Below are 14,054 nucleotides of genomic sequence, written 5' to 3' on the forward strand. Positions count from 1 at the left end.
CGGCTTCGCCGCAGGTGAGTGGAAACTCGACCCCTGCTACGAAGTTCCACACACCTGGGGCGCAGCCCCTCTACGCAGCCCCTCTAGGCCAAAATCCGCTGCAGGAACTGGCGGGTGCGGGGTTCGGTCGGGTTCACCAGCACCTGCTCGGGTGTGCCGCGTTCGAGGACGACGCCGTTCTCGATGAACAGCACCTGATCGGCGACCTGCTGGGCGAAGCGGATTTCGTGGGTGACGATCACCATCGTCCAGCCCTGCGCGGCAAGACCTTTGATGACGGCCAGTACCTCGCCGACGAGTTCGGGATCGAGTGCCGAGGTGGGCTCGTCGAACAGCATCAGCTTGGGGCGCAGGGCCAGAGCTCGGGCGATTCCGACGCGTTGTTGCTGGCCTCCGGAAAGCTGGAACGGGTACTGGTCGGACTTGGCGTCGAGACCGATCTGATCGAGGATCGCGTGCGCGTCACGGATGGCGTCGTCCTTGGCTCGCTTCTGCACGATCACCGGTCCCTCGATGATGTTCTGCAGCACAGTCTTGTGTGGAAACAGGTTGTGGCTCTGGAACACCATGCCGCTCTGAGCGCGGAAGTGTCGGAGCTGCGCCGCGTTGACGGATTGTGCGAAATCCACCGACACGTCCCCGATCCGGATGATGCCTGCGTCGGCCTGATCGAGTGCGTTCAGTGTGCGCAGCACCGTGGTCTTGCCGGATCCGGACGGTCCGATGATGACGGTGACGGTGCCGGACGGCACGGTGAACGAGATGTCCTTCAACACCTCGAGTGGCCCGAACGATTTCTTCAGTGCGGATACTTCCAGCAGGTCTGTCATTTGGCCACGTACCTGTCGAGTCGGACTTCGAGTTTGCCTTGGAAGAACGAGAGAACGATGCAGATCACCCAGTAGTAGAGCGCCGCAACGGTATACAGGGTGAAGAAGTCGAAGGTCGGTGCCGCTGCCAGCTGTGCGACGCGCAGCAGTTCGGTCACCAGGATGGTCGATGCCAGCGAGGTGTCCTTGACCAGCGAGATCAGCGTGTTCGACAACGGTGGTACCGCGGTGCGCAGTGCCTGTGGAAGCACGATGCGCTGCAACGTGGTTCGGTAGCCCATCCCGATGGTCTGCGCGGCCTCCCACTGTCCCTTGGGCACGCTCAGTATCGCGGCCCGGATCACCTCGGCCGCGTAGCCACCGACATTGAGCGAGAACGCGACCACCGCGGCCGGGAACGGCGAGATCACGATGCCGAACTGCGGGAGCCCGTAGAAGATGATGAACAGCTGCAGCAGCAGGGGAGTGCCGCGGATGATCGAGACGTAGAACCGGGCGACCGCAGCGAGCGGTGCGATCGACGAGATCCGGGCCAGTGCCACCGCGAGGGCGATGACGAGTCCGACCACGAAGCTGATGGCGGTCAGCGGAATCGTCATTGTCACCGTGGCTTCGAGCATCGGCCACAGGTTGTCGAGAACGAGCTGCGTTTTGGACGGTGCCGTCGACGCTGCGTCGTCGCTCGTCGGAACCACGGTGTCGGCGGTCGGTGCGGCGACGTCACTGCCGAAGTACTTGTTCGAGATCTCGGCGATGGTGCCGTTCTCGCGCAGCGTGTCGATGGCGGTGTCGACCTCGTCCATCAGCCCACTGTCCTTGCGGGCCACGAAGGATTGCAGCGTCGTGTCGCCGGTCTCGCCTGCGATCTTCACGCCGGTGTCGCCGGTCTGCTGCAGGTATTCGGCGATGGCGAGGGAGTCGTTGACGGTGGCGTCGACGCGGCCGTCCTTGACGAGAGTGACCGCCTGTACGAATCCCTCGACGGCTTCGACGTTCGCGCCTGCGTTCGCCGCGACCTCGGCCCAGTTGCTCGTCGAGGATTGCGCGGTGGTCTTGCCGGCCAGATCGGCGAGAGAGGTGATGGTGGAGTCGTCTGCGGCCGTGAGGATCTGGCCTTCCGACACCGTGTACGGCGTGGACAGGTCGTAGGCCGACTGGCGCGCAGGGGTGATCGAGACCTGGTTGGCGATCAGGTCGAAGCGTTGGGATTGCAGTCCGGCGAAGATCGAATCGAACGGGGTCTGCACGAAGTCGACGCGTACGCCCAACTCGGCTCCGACGGCGTTGATGACGTCGATGTCGTATCCGGTGAGTTGTCCGTCCGCGCCCTGATAGCTGAACGGGCTGTAGGTGCCCTCGGTGCCGACGACCAGTACGCCCTCGTCCTGCACCCGGTCCAGCAACGACTGGGAGGACGAACTGCAGCCGGACAACCCGAGGATGCCGATGAGAATCGCGACCAGAGCAAGAATCGATCTGCGCACCATCTGCGCCCGCTTTCGCCGTATGTACGAGTGGAGCAAAACCTACCCGTCGATCTCCAGTTCCGCTGACACCACGACGGTGTTGTTCATCGGCAATGCAGACACCCCGAGTGCGGTGCGGGCATGAGCACCGATCTCCGGACCGAAGATGGCGAGCACCAGATCCGAGAAGCCGTTGACGACCGTGGTGGTCTGAGTGAAGCCGTGGTCGGCATTGACCGACCCGGTCACGGTCAGCCACGCGCTGATTCGATCGAGGTCGCCGATGGCACGGGCGACGCTGCCGAGGAGCGCCAGCGCGGTGTCGCGTGCGGCATCGGTGGCCGAATCGAGATCGACCTGCGACGGCACTGCACCGAACGGGCCGGCCAGGGTGCCGTCCCGGTCCAAGGGGGAATGGCCGGAGGCGAAGACCCGGTTGCCGCGTACGCGCACCCATTCGAACGAGAACTCGAAACCGGGTGGGGCGGTCGGTTCGCCGGGCAACGTGAAGCCGAGTTCGGTGATGCGACGTTCGATCTCCATGAAAGAAAACTCTGTCAGACCGGGATGCCGTTGATGGTGCGAACGGTCCAGCGAGAACCGTCGTGTTCGAGGGTGGAGACGCCCGCGTTGAGGATGCGCGGGGAGTGGCGTCGCCGGATAGCGTCGAAGATCGCCCGGATGACGCCGCCGTGCGCCACGGCGATCACCGCCGAGTCCGGGTAACGCGACGCGATCTCGTCCACGCCGCGCACACCTCGCACGATCAGGTTCGAACGCGGCTCCAAGCCCGGGTACCGGCCGTCCGGCCAGTGCGAGTACGCGTCCCAGTCGGTGAAGCCCTCGGCGTCACCGAAGTGCCGCTCGGCCAGATCGGGGAACTCGGCGGTGCGGGTCAGACCCAGGTGCGCGCCGATGATGTCTGCGGTTTCCGCCGCTCTGATCAGCGGGGAGCTGACCAGGTGGTCCCATGTCCGGTACTCGAGCTCGTAGCCGGCCTCGCGGGCCTGAGCTCGCCCGGTGTCGTTGAGAGGAATGTCCGAAGAGCCCTGCAGGCGCCCGTGCAGATTCCAGTTCGTTTCACCGTGCCGAACCAGTGCCAGAAGAGTCATAGTGAGCGGAGAATATCCCAGAGTTACCAGGGAGTACGGTCGATACGAAGATACGCGAACGAGCTTGGAGGATTGTCGATGAATCTTGCCCTGACAGAAGAAGAGGCCGCGTTCCGTGACGAGATGCGGACGTTCTTCACCACGAAGGTCCCCGCCGAGATTCGCGAGAAGAGCGCGACGGGTCAGGAGTTGAGCAAGGACGAGGTGGTTACGACCATGCGAATCCTGAACGAGAACGGCCTGGCGGTGCCGCATTGGCCCGCCGAGTTCGGTGGCCGCGACTGGACCGCTGTACAGCGTCACATCTGGCTCGACGAAATGCAGTTGGCGTCGGTGCCCGAGCCGCTGGCGTTCAACGCCTCGATGGTCGGTCCGGTCATCGCGACGTTCGGCTCGCAGGAGCTCAAGGAGAAGTTCCTGCCCAAGACGGCGAACCTCGACATCTGGTGGTGCCAGGGCTTCTCCGAGCCCGAGGCCGGATCGGACCTGGCGTCGTTGCGCACCACCGCCATCCGCGACGGTGACGACTACATCGTCAACGGACAGAAGACGTGGACCACGCTCGGCCAGTACGCCGACTGGATCTTCGCCCTCGTGCGCACCAACCCGGACGCGCCGAAGAAGCAGGCCGGAATCTCCTTCCTGCTCATCGATCTGAACACTCCCGGCATCGAGATGCGTCCCATCAAGCTGGTCGACGGCAGTGTCGAGGTCAACGAGGTCTTCTTCGACAACGTCCGCGTTCCAGCGGAGAACCTCGTCGGCGAGGAGAACCAGGGCTGGAGCTACGCCAAGTTCCTGCTCGGCAACGAGCGCACCGGCGTCGCCCGTGCCGGGCACACCAAAGTGCATCTGGGACAGGCGAAGAAGCACGCGGCGCAGACCAAGGTCGGCACCGGCACGCTGCTCGACGATCCACTGTTCGCGGCCAAGATGGCCGAGGTCGAGAACGAACTGCTCGCCCTCGAGCTGACTCAGCTGCGCATGGTGTCGAGCTCCGACGACGGCAAGCCGAATCCGGCGTCGTCCATTCTCAAGCTGCGGGGATCGGAACTGCAGCAGGCCACCACCGAATTGCTGATGGACGTCGCCGGGCCGGACTCACTGCCCTACGAGGCGGGCGAGGACATCGAGAGCGAGGGCTGGGCTCAGCGCTCGGTACCGGGGTATCTCAACTACCGCAAGGTGTCGATCTACGGCGGCTCGAACGAGGTTCAGCGCACCATCATCGCCTCTGCGATTCTCGGACTGTAAGGGAGCATCTGAAGACATGGATTTCGAACTCAACGAAGAGCAGAAGCTGCTGCGCGACACCACTCGTGAGGTTCTCTCACGGGCCTACGACACCGAGAAGCGCAACAAGATCGTTGCCGGTGAGCTGGGCTGGAGCACCGACGTCTGGAAGCAGTTGGCCGAGGTCGGCCTGCTGGGTCTGACGTTCAGCGAAGAAGACGGCGGGATGGACGCCGGCCCGGTGGAGATCATGGCCGTGATGACCGAGGTCGGACGACGGCTCGCACCGGAGCCGATTCTCGACGCCGTTCTCGTCCCCGGCGGGTTGATCTCCGAGCTCGGCAGCGCCGATCAGCGCGCGCGGCTCCTGCCGCCCGTCGCCGAGGGATCGTCGATGTTGGCGTTCGCGCACAACGAATCCGGTAGCCGCTGGCCCAACGTCGAGGTCGCCACCGCCGCCACCGAGGACGGTGGATCGTGGTCGATCAGCGGCGTCAAGAATCCGGTTCCGCACGGTGGTAGCGCAGACGTGATCGTCGTCAGTGCGACGCTGCCCACCGGTGGAACAGGACTGTTCGTCGTCGACGCCGACGCGACCGGTCTCACGCGCAAGTCCTACGCCACCCACGACGGTCAGCGCGCCGCGCAGATCGAATTCGTCGACGTCGCAGCCGAACCGCTCGGCACCGCCGAGAACGCGGCCGCGGCCATCACCGGTGCCGAGGTGCGAGCGCAGGCCGCGCTCTGCGCCGAGGCGATCGGTGCGATGGAAGAGGCGCTTCGGTTGACCACCGATTACCTCAAGCAGCGCAAGCAGTTCGGGGTTCCGCTGGCCAAGTTCCAGGCGCTCACCTTCCGTGCGGCGGACATGTACGTGCTGCTCGAACTCGCCCGCAGCATGAGCCTGTACGCCACGATGTCCTTGGCCGACGGCAACGTCGACCCGACCATCGCGTCGCGCGCGAAGCTGCAGATCTCGCGGTCCGGTCGCAAGATCGGCCAGGAGGCCATTCAGTTGCACGGCGGAATCGGCGTGACGGCCGAGTATCCGGTGGGGCATTACACCAGTCGACTGGTGGCCATCGAGCACACGCTCGGTGGTGCCGACGAGCACCTACGCATCCTTGCCGCGAAGGTCGCCGATCACGATCTGATTGGGATCTGACGCTCGTCCGAAGACTCCTCGGGCCCGGCCACCTTCGACAGGTGGCCGGGCCCGAGGTCGTTTCGTGAGGTGTCAGCTGCCCGCATCCGCCTCGGCGACGAGGTCGGCCACGGCTGCGGGGTTCGAGACCAGGATCGCGTGCGAACCCGGCACCTCGGTCACCCGAGCACCCGCCCGCTGCGCCATGAACCGCTCGGCCGAGGCCGGGATGATCTGATCCTGCTGGGGAATCAGCGCCCACGACGGTGTGTCCGCCCAGGACGGCGGACCGCTCGGCTCGAGCAGCGCACCGGCAGCGATCGTCTTCTGGTGAGCGACCATGCGCGCGGCCTGCTCCTCGGTGACATCAGGGGCGAAGAACGGCCGGAACAGGGCAGGCGTGATGTACGAGTCGACGTTCTTGCCGATCAGGTTGGAGGAGTCGTCGACGATCGACAGGCCGATCACCGGCGGCACCAGCGCGGTCACCGGGAATCGGATGGGGTCGAGTTCCAGGGCGACGGGTTCGCCCTCGACGGGCATGAACGCGGCGACGTAGACCAGCGCTTCCACGTTGTCGGCGTGCACGTTGCTGATCACCGTGCCGCCGTACGAATGGCCCACCAGTACCACCGGCCCGTCGATGCTCTCGACGACATCGGTGACCGAGGCCGCGTCGAATGCCGGTCCGCGCAGCGAGTTGTCCGCCGTCACCACCGGGTAGCCGCGGCCGCGGAGGTTGTCGGCTACGCCGTCCCAGCTGGTGTTGTCCGCGAAGGCTCCGTGCACCAGCACCACGGTCGGCAGCTCCTGCGCGGCAGCGGGCGCGACGCCGATGCCGACCATCGACCCCACCGTCAGTCCTGCAGTTGCGAGAAGGGTGGTCAGCTTCGGTTTCGTCATGCTCTCAACCTGTCACACGCCGGATGTTGGTGCGGTGTTCACCGCGTAGATCCGACCAGCTTTTTCTCAGTGAACGCTCGTATGCTTGGGTTGCAACAGTGGCGTTCGCCCGGCCGGGTGAACGTGAAACGGTAGGTCCGATCGTGAGCGAGAGTTCGATGAAGTCTCGGATGGCCGAGTACCCACGTCCCCATCACTGCTTGCTGCATATCAGCGACACGCATCTCGTCGACGGCGGAGGTCGGTTGTACGGGGGCGTGGACAGCCATTTGCGGCTCGAGCAGGTGATGACCGACGTACGCAACTCCGGTGTGCGGCCCGACGCATTGGTGTTCACGGGGGATCTGACGGACAAGGGTGAGCCGGGCGCGTACGAGAAATTGCGCGCGTTGGTCGAGCCGGTGGCCGAGGAACTCGGTGCGCAGATCGTCTGGGCGATGGGCAATCACGACGACCGGGCGACGTTTCGTCAGAAGCTTCTCGACGCCGAACCCACCGGGCAGTCCATCGATCGTGTCCACGACGTCGACGGTCTTCGTGTGGTGACGCTCGACACGACGGTGCCGGGCAGGCATCACGGTGAGCTCGGCGACGAGCAATTGACCTGGCTGGCAGACACTCTCGCGACCCCCGCCGAGTTCGGCACCATTCTCGCGATGCATCATCCGCCGGTACCGACCGTGCTCGATCTCGCCGTGCTGGTCGAACTGATCGATCAGCCTCGGCTGGCCGACGTGCTACGCGGAACCGATGTGCGATCCATTCTTGCTGGGCACCTGCACTATTCGACGACCGCCACGTTCGCGGGTATCCCGGTCTCGGTGGCGTCGGCCACGTGCTACACCCAGGATCTGAACGTGCCCGCAGGCGGGTTGCGCGGACGCGACGGTGCCCAGGGCTACAACTTGGTCCATGTCTACGAGGACACCGTCGTGCATTCGGTGGTGCCCACAGGGTCGTACGACACTGTGGGAGAGCCGGTCTCGGCTCAGGAGACTGCGCGCAGGCTGAATGCAGCGGGAGTGACCATCGCAGACAGCGCGCGGCGCAAGACGTTCAGTGACGCATGAGCATCAGCGTTCGTCGGTCCTCGCGCGTTCCCAGGGCGCGACGATGGGGAAGTACTTGTCCAGGAACTGTGTCACCGTTCGGGTGCGCAGGTCCAGGTCGACCTCGGGGAAGCTGCCGTCGTTGAGGCAGAAGAAGTCCACCGATCGCTTGGGGAGCAGCTTCTCCATCAGGTCGAGACCAGCCACGGTGGTGGTGTCGATGTACCGGACCTTGGCGTCCTTCTGGACCACGGCGCGACCGCTCATCAGCGCGTAGTAGTGGTACAGCGAGTTGGTCACCGAGATGTTGGTACTCGCCCGGAACGCGCTCGCCGCGGTGGAGGCGAACTCGTCCGGGAATTCGTTCTCCATCTCCTGCATCACGCTGCGCCGCAGCGGTGTTGCTGCGTGTTCGAGATGCCGGGTTGTGGTCATTCCGAATCGGTTCTGCAGGATTCGACGGTTCACCCGCGCCGCGTTCTCGAAACCGCTGCGGTCGGCGTCGCTGTACCCCAACCCGATTCGGGTCGTCGCCTCGATGAACATGCTGATTCCACCGGGGGAGAAGAACATGGACGGACTGACCGGTCGACCGAAGAACATGTCGTCGTTCGAATACAGGAAGTGCTCGGACAATCCGGGAATGTGGTGCAGTTGGCTTTCGACGGCCTGCGAATTGTGGGTCGGCAGAACGGATGTGTCGACGAAGAAGGCCTCGCTCGGCACGAACGTCACCTTGGGATGGTCAGCCAGCCACGCCGGCCTCGCCGAGTCGGTGGCCACGAAGATGCGCCTGATCCACGGTGCGTACATGTGAATCGACCGCAGCGCATACTTCAGTTCGTCGATCTGCCGGTAGCGGGCTGCTGAGTCATCACCCTCACCGACGACGTAGTTAGCCATCCGCCGCGCGCGCTGGGCCTGGAATTCTGCCGAGGAGCCGTCGACCCAGGAGAACACGATGTCGATGTCGAAATTGATGTCCGACGCGTGGTCGGCGAACATGTTCTCGATGGTCGGCCACGTTCTGCCGAAGCGTTCGACCGTTCCGCGGACGGCTTCGTCGGGCCGAATGTTGCGACGGGTCAGCGAATTCTCGATCGGAAGCACGATCTCGGACGGCGAGAACGACCACAGTTCGATCTGCACTGCCGTCGATGCGCCGTAGTACAACCCGCTGAACGGTTCGACTCGCGGACGGTACAGCCGCACGATCCGGGCGTTCGCGGACGGCGAGAGTGTGCCGTCGGCAACCAGCACGGCTTTCCCGCGGGCGTCGACGGTCTTGGAGTAGAACGGCTCGGCGCGGCAGGCGTGTACCAATGCGGTGGTCAGCGCGTCCCGGGCAGCCAGTTCGATGGCGATGACCGGTCGTTCGTCGTTGCCGCGGACGAGCAGGTACTTGATGCGGGCGGCGTCGAGCACGGCGCGAACGAACAGCAGGTCCTCGACCATCGCCTGGTGCGGGGTGGTGGAGGTGATCGTCAGTGCGTAGCGGCCGTCGTGGCTGACCACGTCGGATCGTTCGCTCAGGCGTGCTGCGGACGCTGCGGATTCTCGGGTGACGGCATCATTGGTCTCGTGCTCCGGTGGAACGAGGTAGATATCGTGCGGGGCAGAGGACGAGGTGATGGCGTTCCTTCCGGAGTGTGCGCGCAGGCCGGGGAAACCCGGTGCAGACACAGTCTAGTGCAGGTCCGCGGCATTTCCGACGGGCCGCGGTAGTACCCGGCTCGCCGCGACCAGGCCCACAGCAACTCCGGCGGCATCGGCGAGAGCGTCGGCGACCGATCCGGAGCGTCCCAGCGGCAGATTCGCTTGCAGGACCTCCGATATCGCCGCGAATGCCAGTACCCACACTGCGGTGCCGGCCCAGCCGATTCCGGCCAGGCGAGAGGTGTACGCGAGTACCGCGAACAACAGGAAGTGAATGATCTTGTCGCTGTGCTGAAATCCCGACGGCACCCCGGACGCAGGGGTGAACAGCACGATCAGCGCCACCACGAAGGTGACAGCCAGGGGAATTCGATACGTCGACTGCGAGAACACCGCCTGAGTTTACCGGCGCTGCAGTACCACCACCGTGTCGATTCGCTCGTCGCCGTCGGGCGTCGTACGGGTGCGGTGTTCGGCATGGATCTGCTCGAACCCATTGCCCGCCGCGGTGACCACCGGTTCCGGAGCGAACAGCCGGTTCTTGGCCGGGTGCTGCGAGGCGTGGCTGTCGCTCGGACTGTGCCCGACGATCAGAAGACGTCCCTTCGGTGCGACAGCAGCCGCGAACCTGCGAGTGGTCAGTGCGAGCTCGTCCGGCGGCACCTGCAGGAAGTGCACCGACACCAGATCGAACGCCGCGGCCGGGGGAGTCCAGTCCAGAACGTCTTCCTGACGCCATTCCACCTCGAGTGTCTGCGGCTCCAGCGCCTGCTGCGCCGCGCGAGCCCGGCCGAGGGCGACATCGGAAATGTCGACGCCGGTCACGTTCCAGCCTTCGCCGGCCAGCCACAGGGAGTCCGCACCTTCACCGCAGCCGATGTCCAGTGCGCGACCCGGAGTCAGCTCGGACGCTTCCTGTACCAACACGGCATTGGGATTGCCGCTCCAGATGGTGGTGCGCTGGTTGTAGAGGTCGTCCCAGAATGCCTCGTCGAAGGCACCGTTCTCGAAATCCGGTTCCACGTGGGCCCCGTCGGCGGAATGAGTGTGAGTATGTGTGTGGTCGGCCATGGTTCGAGACTGCCCGCTGCCGGGCCTTCACGCAAACATCGTTGCTATTTCGGCAAAATTCGGTGCTGGGTAGAGTGATGCTCCATGACCGAACAGGAACGCGAAGTACTGACGTGGGCGACGTTCGGGGACGCCTCGCGCGACCTGACGAAGAAGATCGTGGACGACGGCTTCGTCCCGGACATCGTGATCGCGATCGCTCGCGGCGGACTCATTCCTGCGGGTGCGATTTCCTACGCGATGGGCGTCAAGGCTGCCGGTACCCTCAATGTCGAGTTCTACTCCGACATCGAAGAGACTCTGCCCGATCCTGTTGTCCTGGAACCACTTCTGGACACCGACGCCATCGTCGGCAAGAAGCTGCTCGTCGTCGACGACGTCGCCGATTCCGGCCGCACCCTGGCTCTGGTCATCGACCTGTTGACGGCGCACACCGTCGACGTGCGTTCGGCCGTGATCTACACCAAGCCGAGAACCATTGTGCAGCCGGACTACTCGTGGCGAGAGACCGACAAGTGGATCAATTTCCCATGGTCCACGTTGCCGGTCATCACCTGAATTATTCGCTGGAGACGTCGATCAGCACCTTGCCGACGGCACCGTTCTCCACGGCGTCGTGTGCTGCAGCGGTCTCGCTCAACGAGTAGCGGTGCAGCGGTAGGCCCGTGGCTTCGCCCACTTCGAGAACGCCTGCTGCTGCAGCCGCGCTGACGTCTTCTTCGGCGTTACGCAGAGCCTCGTCGCCCACGGTGTAGAGCAGCACGAACTGGTAGCGGGTGTTCAACACCATGTTCGGTCGGACGTCGAACGTCACAGTGTCGCCACCGTTGTTGGCGTAGACGGCAACTGATGCTCGGTTCGCCCCCACGGCAGCGTTCAGCGCTGCGTTCTGTGCGGGAGCAACCTCGACGACGAGATCGATTCCGGCAGGAACCAGTTCGCGGATCTCGGCGGCGGCGTCACCGGCCTTGTAGTCGACCACATGATGCGCGCCCGCGGCGGTCGCCAGTGCGCCCTTCTCCGGCCCGCTGACCGTCGTCACAACCGTCGCCCCCGCCCATCGGGCCAACTGGATCGCGGCATGGCCGACGGCACCGGCACCACCGGCGACGAGCACCGACTTGCCGTCCAGTGCACCCGGGTGCAGCCGCGTGGGTCCGTCCTCGGAGACGGTCAGCGCGCGGTGTGCCGTCATCGCGGGCACGCCGAGGCTCGCGCCCACGTCGAAGCCGACGCCGTCGGGCAGAGGAACCACCCGGGAGGCGGGCAGAATTGCAAAGGACTGCGCTGTTCCGGTCGGACGCTGATGCTGGGCCAGGTAGATCCACACTCGATCTCCCACGGCCACGCCGTCGACCTCGGGGCCGACGGCGTCGATCACTCCGGCACCGTCCTGGTTTGGCACCACCTCGTCGAATGCCAGCTTCTCACCTGGTCCGGAACCGGTTCGGTTCTTCCAATCCGTCGGATTGACGCCGGAGACCACGATGCGAACACGCACCTCGCCTGCGGCGGGCTCGGTCACCTCACGATCCTTCAGCTCGAGGACGGACGAATCGCCGGTGCGGGTGTACACAATTGCTGGAGCAGTCATGTCAGGTCCAACGCGCTCGGCCCGCCCCGATGTTCCCTGCGCTCCCATCGGGGTATGCATGAGTGGTCATCAGTGCTGTCACAGAAGAGATGGATCTTTCATGAATCACAACGACCTGCTCACCGACGCGTTCGACCGAATCAAGGAACTCGTGCATTCGGTCCTGGACGACATCCCCGCGGCTGCGTTGACCTATCGACCGGACGCCGATGCCAACAGCATCGCGTGGTTGGTGTGGCACCTGACTCGGGTGCAGGACGACCACATCGCGGGTGTGGCCGGGAGCGAACAGGTCTGGACGTCGGACTCGTGGTTCGAGCGTTTCGGCCTCCCGTTCGAGAAGTCCGACATCGGGTACGGCCACTCCTCGTCCGACGTCGCCGAGGTCGCCTCGAGTGCCGAGCTACTACGCGAGTACTACGACGCTGTGCACTCGAAAACCATTGCGTACCTGGGCAGTATCGGGGTCGACGATCTGGACCGGATCGTCGACGAGAACTGGAACCCGCCGGTCACCCTGGGCACCAGGCTGGTCTCGGTCTTGTCCGACGACCTCCAGCACGCGGGGCAGGCGTCGTACGTGCTCGGTATGTACTCCAGAAGCGCTCAGGCGTAACGCTTCTGCAGGTTCTCCAGAGTCTTACGGATGTTGCGACGCTGGAACTGCGGGAACGTCTTACCGCTGGTGACGATCTTGTCGAAGACCAGCGCCAGCGCGTCGGGCCACTTCGTGCGGTCGTCGGTCCAGGTTTCGGTGACTTTCGTGCCGCCCTCGACCGGTTCGAAGTCGTATCGCCAGGTTGCATTCGCGCCCTTGATCTTCGGAGCGCTCTTGCCGATGGCGTGGACTCGGAACTCGAAGGTCTTGCCCGGGTCGGCAGCAGTCACTGTGCAGCGGGTGACCCACGTAGCTGGGCCGCGTTTGTTGGTGCCGTCGAATACCATTCCCACATAGGCGGTTTCGCGGGGTTCGTGCACGGTGGCACCGGTGTTCTCTGGGCTCCACTGACCCATTTTCGTGGGGTCACTGATCGCAGCGTAGAGAGTGTCGGCGTCGGCATCGACGACGATGCTGTCGCAAACGGTGAGTTCGCGCTTCACGACGACGCACCCTTCTTCAGGCCGGGATGAACACGAGTGAGCATCGGGACCAACAGTGTGCGCGGGGTGATCTGCGCGAAGATCGATCCGATTCGATTGGCGGGCCCGGGGATCGACACCATGCGTCCCTTGGTCATGTCGTCGACGGCAGTTCTGGCCACCGTCTCGGCCGAGACCCACATGATCGACGGAAGTGCTTTCTCTGCATCGTCTTTCGCGAAGCCGGCGGCCTCGCCGAACCCGGTCTGCACCGGTCCGGGGCACAGTGCAGTTGCGGTCACGCCGGTTCCCTTCAGCTCGCCGGTCAGGGACTGGGTGTAGGAGAGCACGAACGCCTTGCACGCGCCGTATCCTGCCTGACCGGGCAGAGGCTGAAAAGCAGCGGTCGAGGCCACGTTGAGCAGTGCGCCGCGTCGTCGTTCGATCATGCCGGGGAGAAATCGGGTGCACAGGTCCGCGACGGCGACCACGTCGACCTCGATCATGTGCATCTCGGCGTCCGGGTCGGATTCTGCGACCGGTCCGAGGGTGGAGAGCCCGGCGTTGTTGATCAGGATGTCCGGGATCAGGCCGAGTTCGGTGATGCGGCCGAGTAGCTCGGCGCGAGCAGTGCGGTCGGACAGGTCTGCGGCGAGCACTTCGGCTCGGACTCCCCGTGCGCGGATCTCCTGTGCCAAGTCTTCGAGCTTGTCGGCACGCCGGGCGACGAGGGTGACGCCGTGGCCGCGGGATGCGAGCACGCGGGCGATCGCGGCTCCGATTCCCGATGACGCTCCGGTCACGACGGCTGTCCGATCAGGGGCGGGGCGAGGAAGGCTCATGGCTCCCACCGTAGCGAACGCCCGCTGTGCAGTGCATTCGAACCGCTCTTGTAGGTTAGCCTTGACTTACTTAA

General features: G+C 64.7%; 16 protein-coding genes. 5 read left to right on the plus strand and 11 right to left on the minus strand.

What is annotated here, in order from left to right:
- Positions 1-83: 83 nt before the first annotated feature.
- From QM615_RS20130 to QM615_RS20145, 4 genes are read right to left on the minus strand one after another with little or no spacing between them, the layout of a single operon-like run.
- Positions 84-830 carry an amino acid ABC transporter ATP-binding protein gene (locus QM615_RS20130; protein ID WP_283347809.1) on the minus strand — a complete coding sequence of 249 codons (747 nt, stop codon included), beginning with the start codon at positions 828-830 and terminating at the stop codon, positions 84-86.
- Positions 827-2,317 (minus strand): ABC transporter permease subunit, encoded by a 1,491-nt coding sequence (locus QM615_RS20135; protein ID WP_283347810.1) that lies wholly within the window; start codon positions 2,315-2,317, stop codon positions 827-829. Before QM615_RS20135 ends, QM615_RS20130 begins: the two co-directional genes overlap by 4 nt.
- Positions 2,318-2,356: 39 nt before the next feature.
- On the minus strand, positions 2,357-2,839 hold the full coding sequence (locus tag QM615_RS20140; RefSeq protein ID WP_283347811.1) for a RidA family protein: 483 nt from the start codon (positions 2,837-2,839) through the stop codon (positions 2,357-2,359).
- A 14-nt stretch (positions 2,840-2,853) separates the two neighbouring features.
- Entirely contained in the window at positions 2,854-3,408 is a 555-nt protein-coding gene (locus tag QM615_RS20145) for a histidine phosphatase family protein (protein ID WP_283347812.1), read from the minus strand.
- A gap of 78 nt (positions 3,409-3,486) precedes the next feature.
- Between QM615_RS20145 and QM615_RS20150 the strand changes: the two genes are divergently transcribed.
- A complete protein-coding gene (locus QM615_RS20150) occupies positions 3,487-4,662 on the plus strand; it encodes an acyl-CoA dehydrogenase family protein (protein ID WP_283347813.1) in 1,176 nt (391 codons plus the stop codon).
- 16 nt (positions 4,663-4,678) lie between these two features.
- Positions 4,679-5,806 carry an acyl-CoA dehydrogenase family protein gene (locus QM615_RS20155; RefSeq protein WP_283347814.1) on the plus strand — a complete coding sequence of 376 codons (1,128 nt, stop codon included), beginning with the start codon at positions 4,679-4,681 and terminating at the stop codon, positions 5,804-5,806.
- 72 nt (positions 5,807-5,878) lie between these two features.
- Here QM615_RS20155 and QM615_RS20160 read toward each other — a convergent pair whose 3' ends face one another.
- On the minus strand, positions 5,879-6,688 hold the full coding sequence (locus QM615_RS20160; protein WP_094641337.1) for an alpha/beta fold hydrolase: 810 nt from the start codon (positions 6,686-6,688) through the stop codon (positions 5,879-5,881).
- A 158-nt stretch (positions 6,689-6,846) separates the two neighbouring features.
- Between QM615_RS20160 and QM615_RS20165 the strand changes: the two genes are divergently transcribed.
- Complete coding sequence (locus QM615_RS20165) at positions 6,847-7,758, plus strand: phosphodiesterase (RefSeq protein WP_094641556.1); 912 nt, start codon at positions 6,847-6,849, stop codon at positions 7,756-7,758.
- A gap of 3 nt (positions 7,759-7,761) precedes the next feature.
- On the opposite strand, the gene QM615_RS20170 is transcribed toward QM615_RS20165, so the two are convergent.
- The 3 genes from QM615_RS20170 to QM615_RS20180 form a co-directional block, all read right to left on the minus strand.
- A complete protein-coding gene (locus QM615_RS20170) occupies positions 7,762-9,270 on the minus strand; it encodes a stealth family protein (RefSeq protein ID WP_188078858.1) in 1,509 nt (502 codons plus the stop codon).
- A 153-nt stretch (positions 9,271-9,423) separates the two neighbouring features.
- Positions 9,424-9,786, minus strand: coding sequence for a VanZ family protein (locus QM615_RS20175; protein ID WP_283347815.1), 363 nt, complete (start codon positions 9,784-9,786; stop codon positions 9,424-9,426).
- A 9-nt stretch (positions 9,787-9,795) separates the two neighbouring features.
- A complete protein-coding gene (locus tag QM615_RS20180; protein WP_283347816.1) occupies positions 9,796-10,464 on the minus strand; it encodes a class I SAM-dependent methyltransferase in 669 nt (222 codons plus the stop codon).
- An 84-nt stretch (positions 10,465-10,548) separates the two neighbouring features.
- Between QM615_RS20180 and QM615_RS20185 the strand changes: the two genes are divergently transcribed.
- On the plus strand, positions 10,549-11,022 hold the full coding sequence (locus tag QM615_RS20185; RefSeq protein ID WP_283347817.1) for a phosphoribosyltransferase: 474 nt from the start codon (positions 10,549-10,551) through the stop codon (positions 11,020-11,022).
- A 1-nt stretch (position 11,023) separates the two neighbouring features.
- On the opposite strand, the gene QM615_RS20190 is transcribed toward QM615_RS20185, so the two are convergent.
- Complete coding sequence (locus QM615_RS20190) at positions 11,024-12,058, minus strand: NADPH:quinone reductase (protein ID WP_283347818.1); 1,035 nt, start codon at positions 12,056-12,058, stop codon at positions 11,024-11,026.
- A 100-nt stretch (positions 12,059-12,158) separates the two neighbouring features.
- Between QM615_RS20190 and QM615_RS20195 the strand changes: the two genes are divergently transcribed.
- Entirely contained in the window at positions 12,159-12,674 is a 516-nt protein-coding gene (locus QM615_RS20195) for a mycothiol transferase (protein ID WP_283347819.1), read from the plus strand.
- On the opposite strand, the gene QM615_RS20200 is transcribed toward QM615_RS20195, so the two are convergent.
- Both QM615_RS20200 and QM615_RS20205 read right to left on the minus strand, forming a co-directional pair.
- Positions 12,665-13,159 carry an SRPBCC family protein gene (locus QM615_RS20200; protein WP_283347820.1) on the minus strand — a complete coding sequence of 165 codons (495 nt, stop codon included), beginning with the start codon at positions 13,157-13,159 and terminating at the stop codon, positions 12,665-12,667. The genes QM615_RS20195 and QM615_RS20200 overlap by 10 nt on opposite strands.
- Positions 13,156-13,980, minus strand: a complete 825-nt coding sequence (locus tag QM615_RS20205) for an SDR family NAD(P)-dependent oxidoreductase (protein WP_121873565.1) — start codon at positions 13,978-13,980, stop codon at positions 13,156-13,158. Before QM615_RS20205 ends, QM615_RS20200 begins: the two co-directional genes overlap by 4 nt.
- Positions 13,981-14,054 lie beyond the last annotated feature (74 nt).

It is taken from the genome of Rhodococcus sp. IEGM 1341, from assembly GCF_030056895.1.
Taxonomy (GTDB): domain Bacteria; phylum Actinomycetota; class Actinomycetes; order Mycobacteriales; family Mycobacteriaceae; genus Rhodococcoides.

What these genes read in the sequence shown, in the direction of transcription:
- QM615_RS20130 (WP_283347809.1), bottom strand. Translation starts at nt 830, where the DNA reads ATGACAGACCTGCTGGAAGTATCCGCACTGAAGAAATCGTTCGGGCCA.
- QM615_RS20135 (WP_283347810.1), bottom strand. Translation starts at nt 2,317, where the DNA reads ATGGTGCGCAGATCGATTCTTGCTCTGGTCGCGATTCTCATCGGCATC.
- QM615_RS20140 (WP_283347811.1), bottom strand. Translation starts at nt 2,839, where the DNA reads ATGGAGATCGAACGTCGCATCACCGAACTCGGCTTCACGTTGCCCGGC.
- QM615_RS20145 (WP_283347812.1), bottom strand. Translation starts at nt 3,408, where the DNA reads ATGACTCTTCTGGCACTGGTTCGGCACGGTGAAACGAACTGGAATCTG.
- QM615_RS20150 (WP_283347813.1), top strand. Translation starts at nt 3,487, where the DNA reads ATGAATCTTGCCCTGACAGAAGAAGAGGCCGCGTTCCGTGACGAGATG.
- QM615_RS20155 (WP_283347814.1), top strand. Translation starts at nt 4,679, where the DNA reads ATGGATTTCGAACTCAACGAAGAGCAGAAGCTGCTGCGCGACACCACT.
- QM615_RS20160 (WP_094641337.1), bottom strand. Translation starts at nt 6,688, where the DNA reads ATGACGAAACCGAAGCTGACCACCCTTCTCGCAACTGCAGGACTGACG.
- QM615_RS20165 (WP_094641556.1), top strand. Translation starts at nt 6,847, where the DNA reads ATGAAGTCTCGGATGGCCGAGTACCCACGTCCCCATCACTGCTTGCTG.
- QM615_RS20180 (WP_283347816.1), bottom strand. Translation starts at nt 10,464, where the DNA reads ATGGCCGACCACACACATACTCACACTCATTCCGCCGACGGGGCCCAC.
- QM615_RS20185 (WP_283347817.1), top strand. Translation starts at nt 10,549, where the DNA reads ATGACCGAACAGGAACGCGAAGTACTGACGTGGGCGACGTTCGGGGAC.
- QM615_RS20190 (WP_283347818.1), bottom strand. Translation starts at nt 12,058, where the DNA reads ATGACTGCTCCAGCAATTGTGTACACCCGCACCGGCGATTCGTCCGTC.
- QM615_RS20195 (WP_283347819.1), top strand. Translation starts at nt 12,159, where the DNA reads ATGAATCACAACGACCTGCTCACCGACGCGTTCGACCGAATCAAGGAA.
- QM615_RS20205 (WP_121873565.1), bottom strand. Translation starts at nt 13,980, where the DNA reads ATGAGCCTTCCTCGCCCCGCCCCTGATCGGACAGCCGTCGTGACCGGA.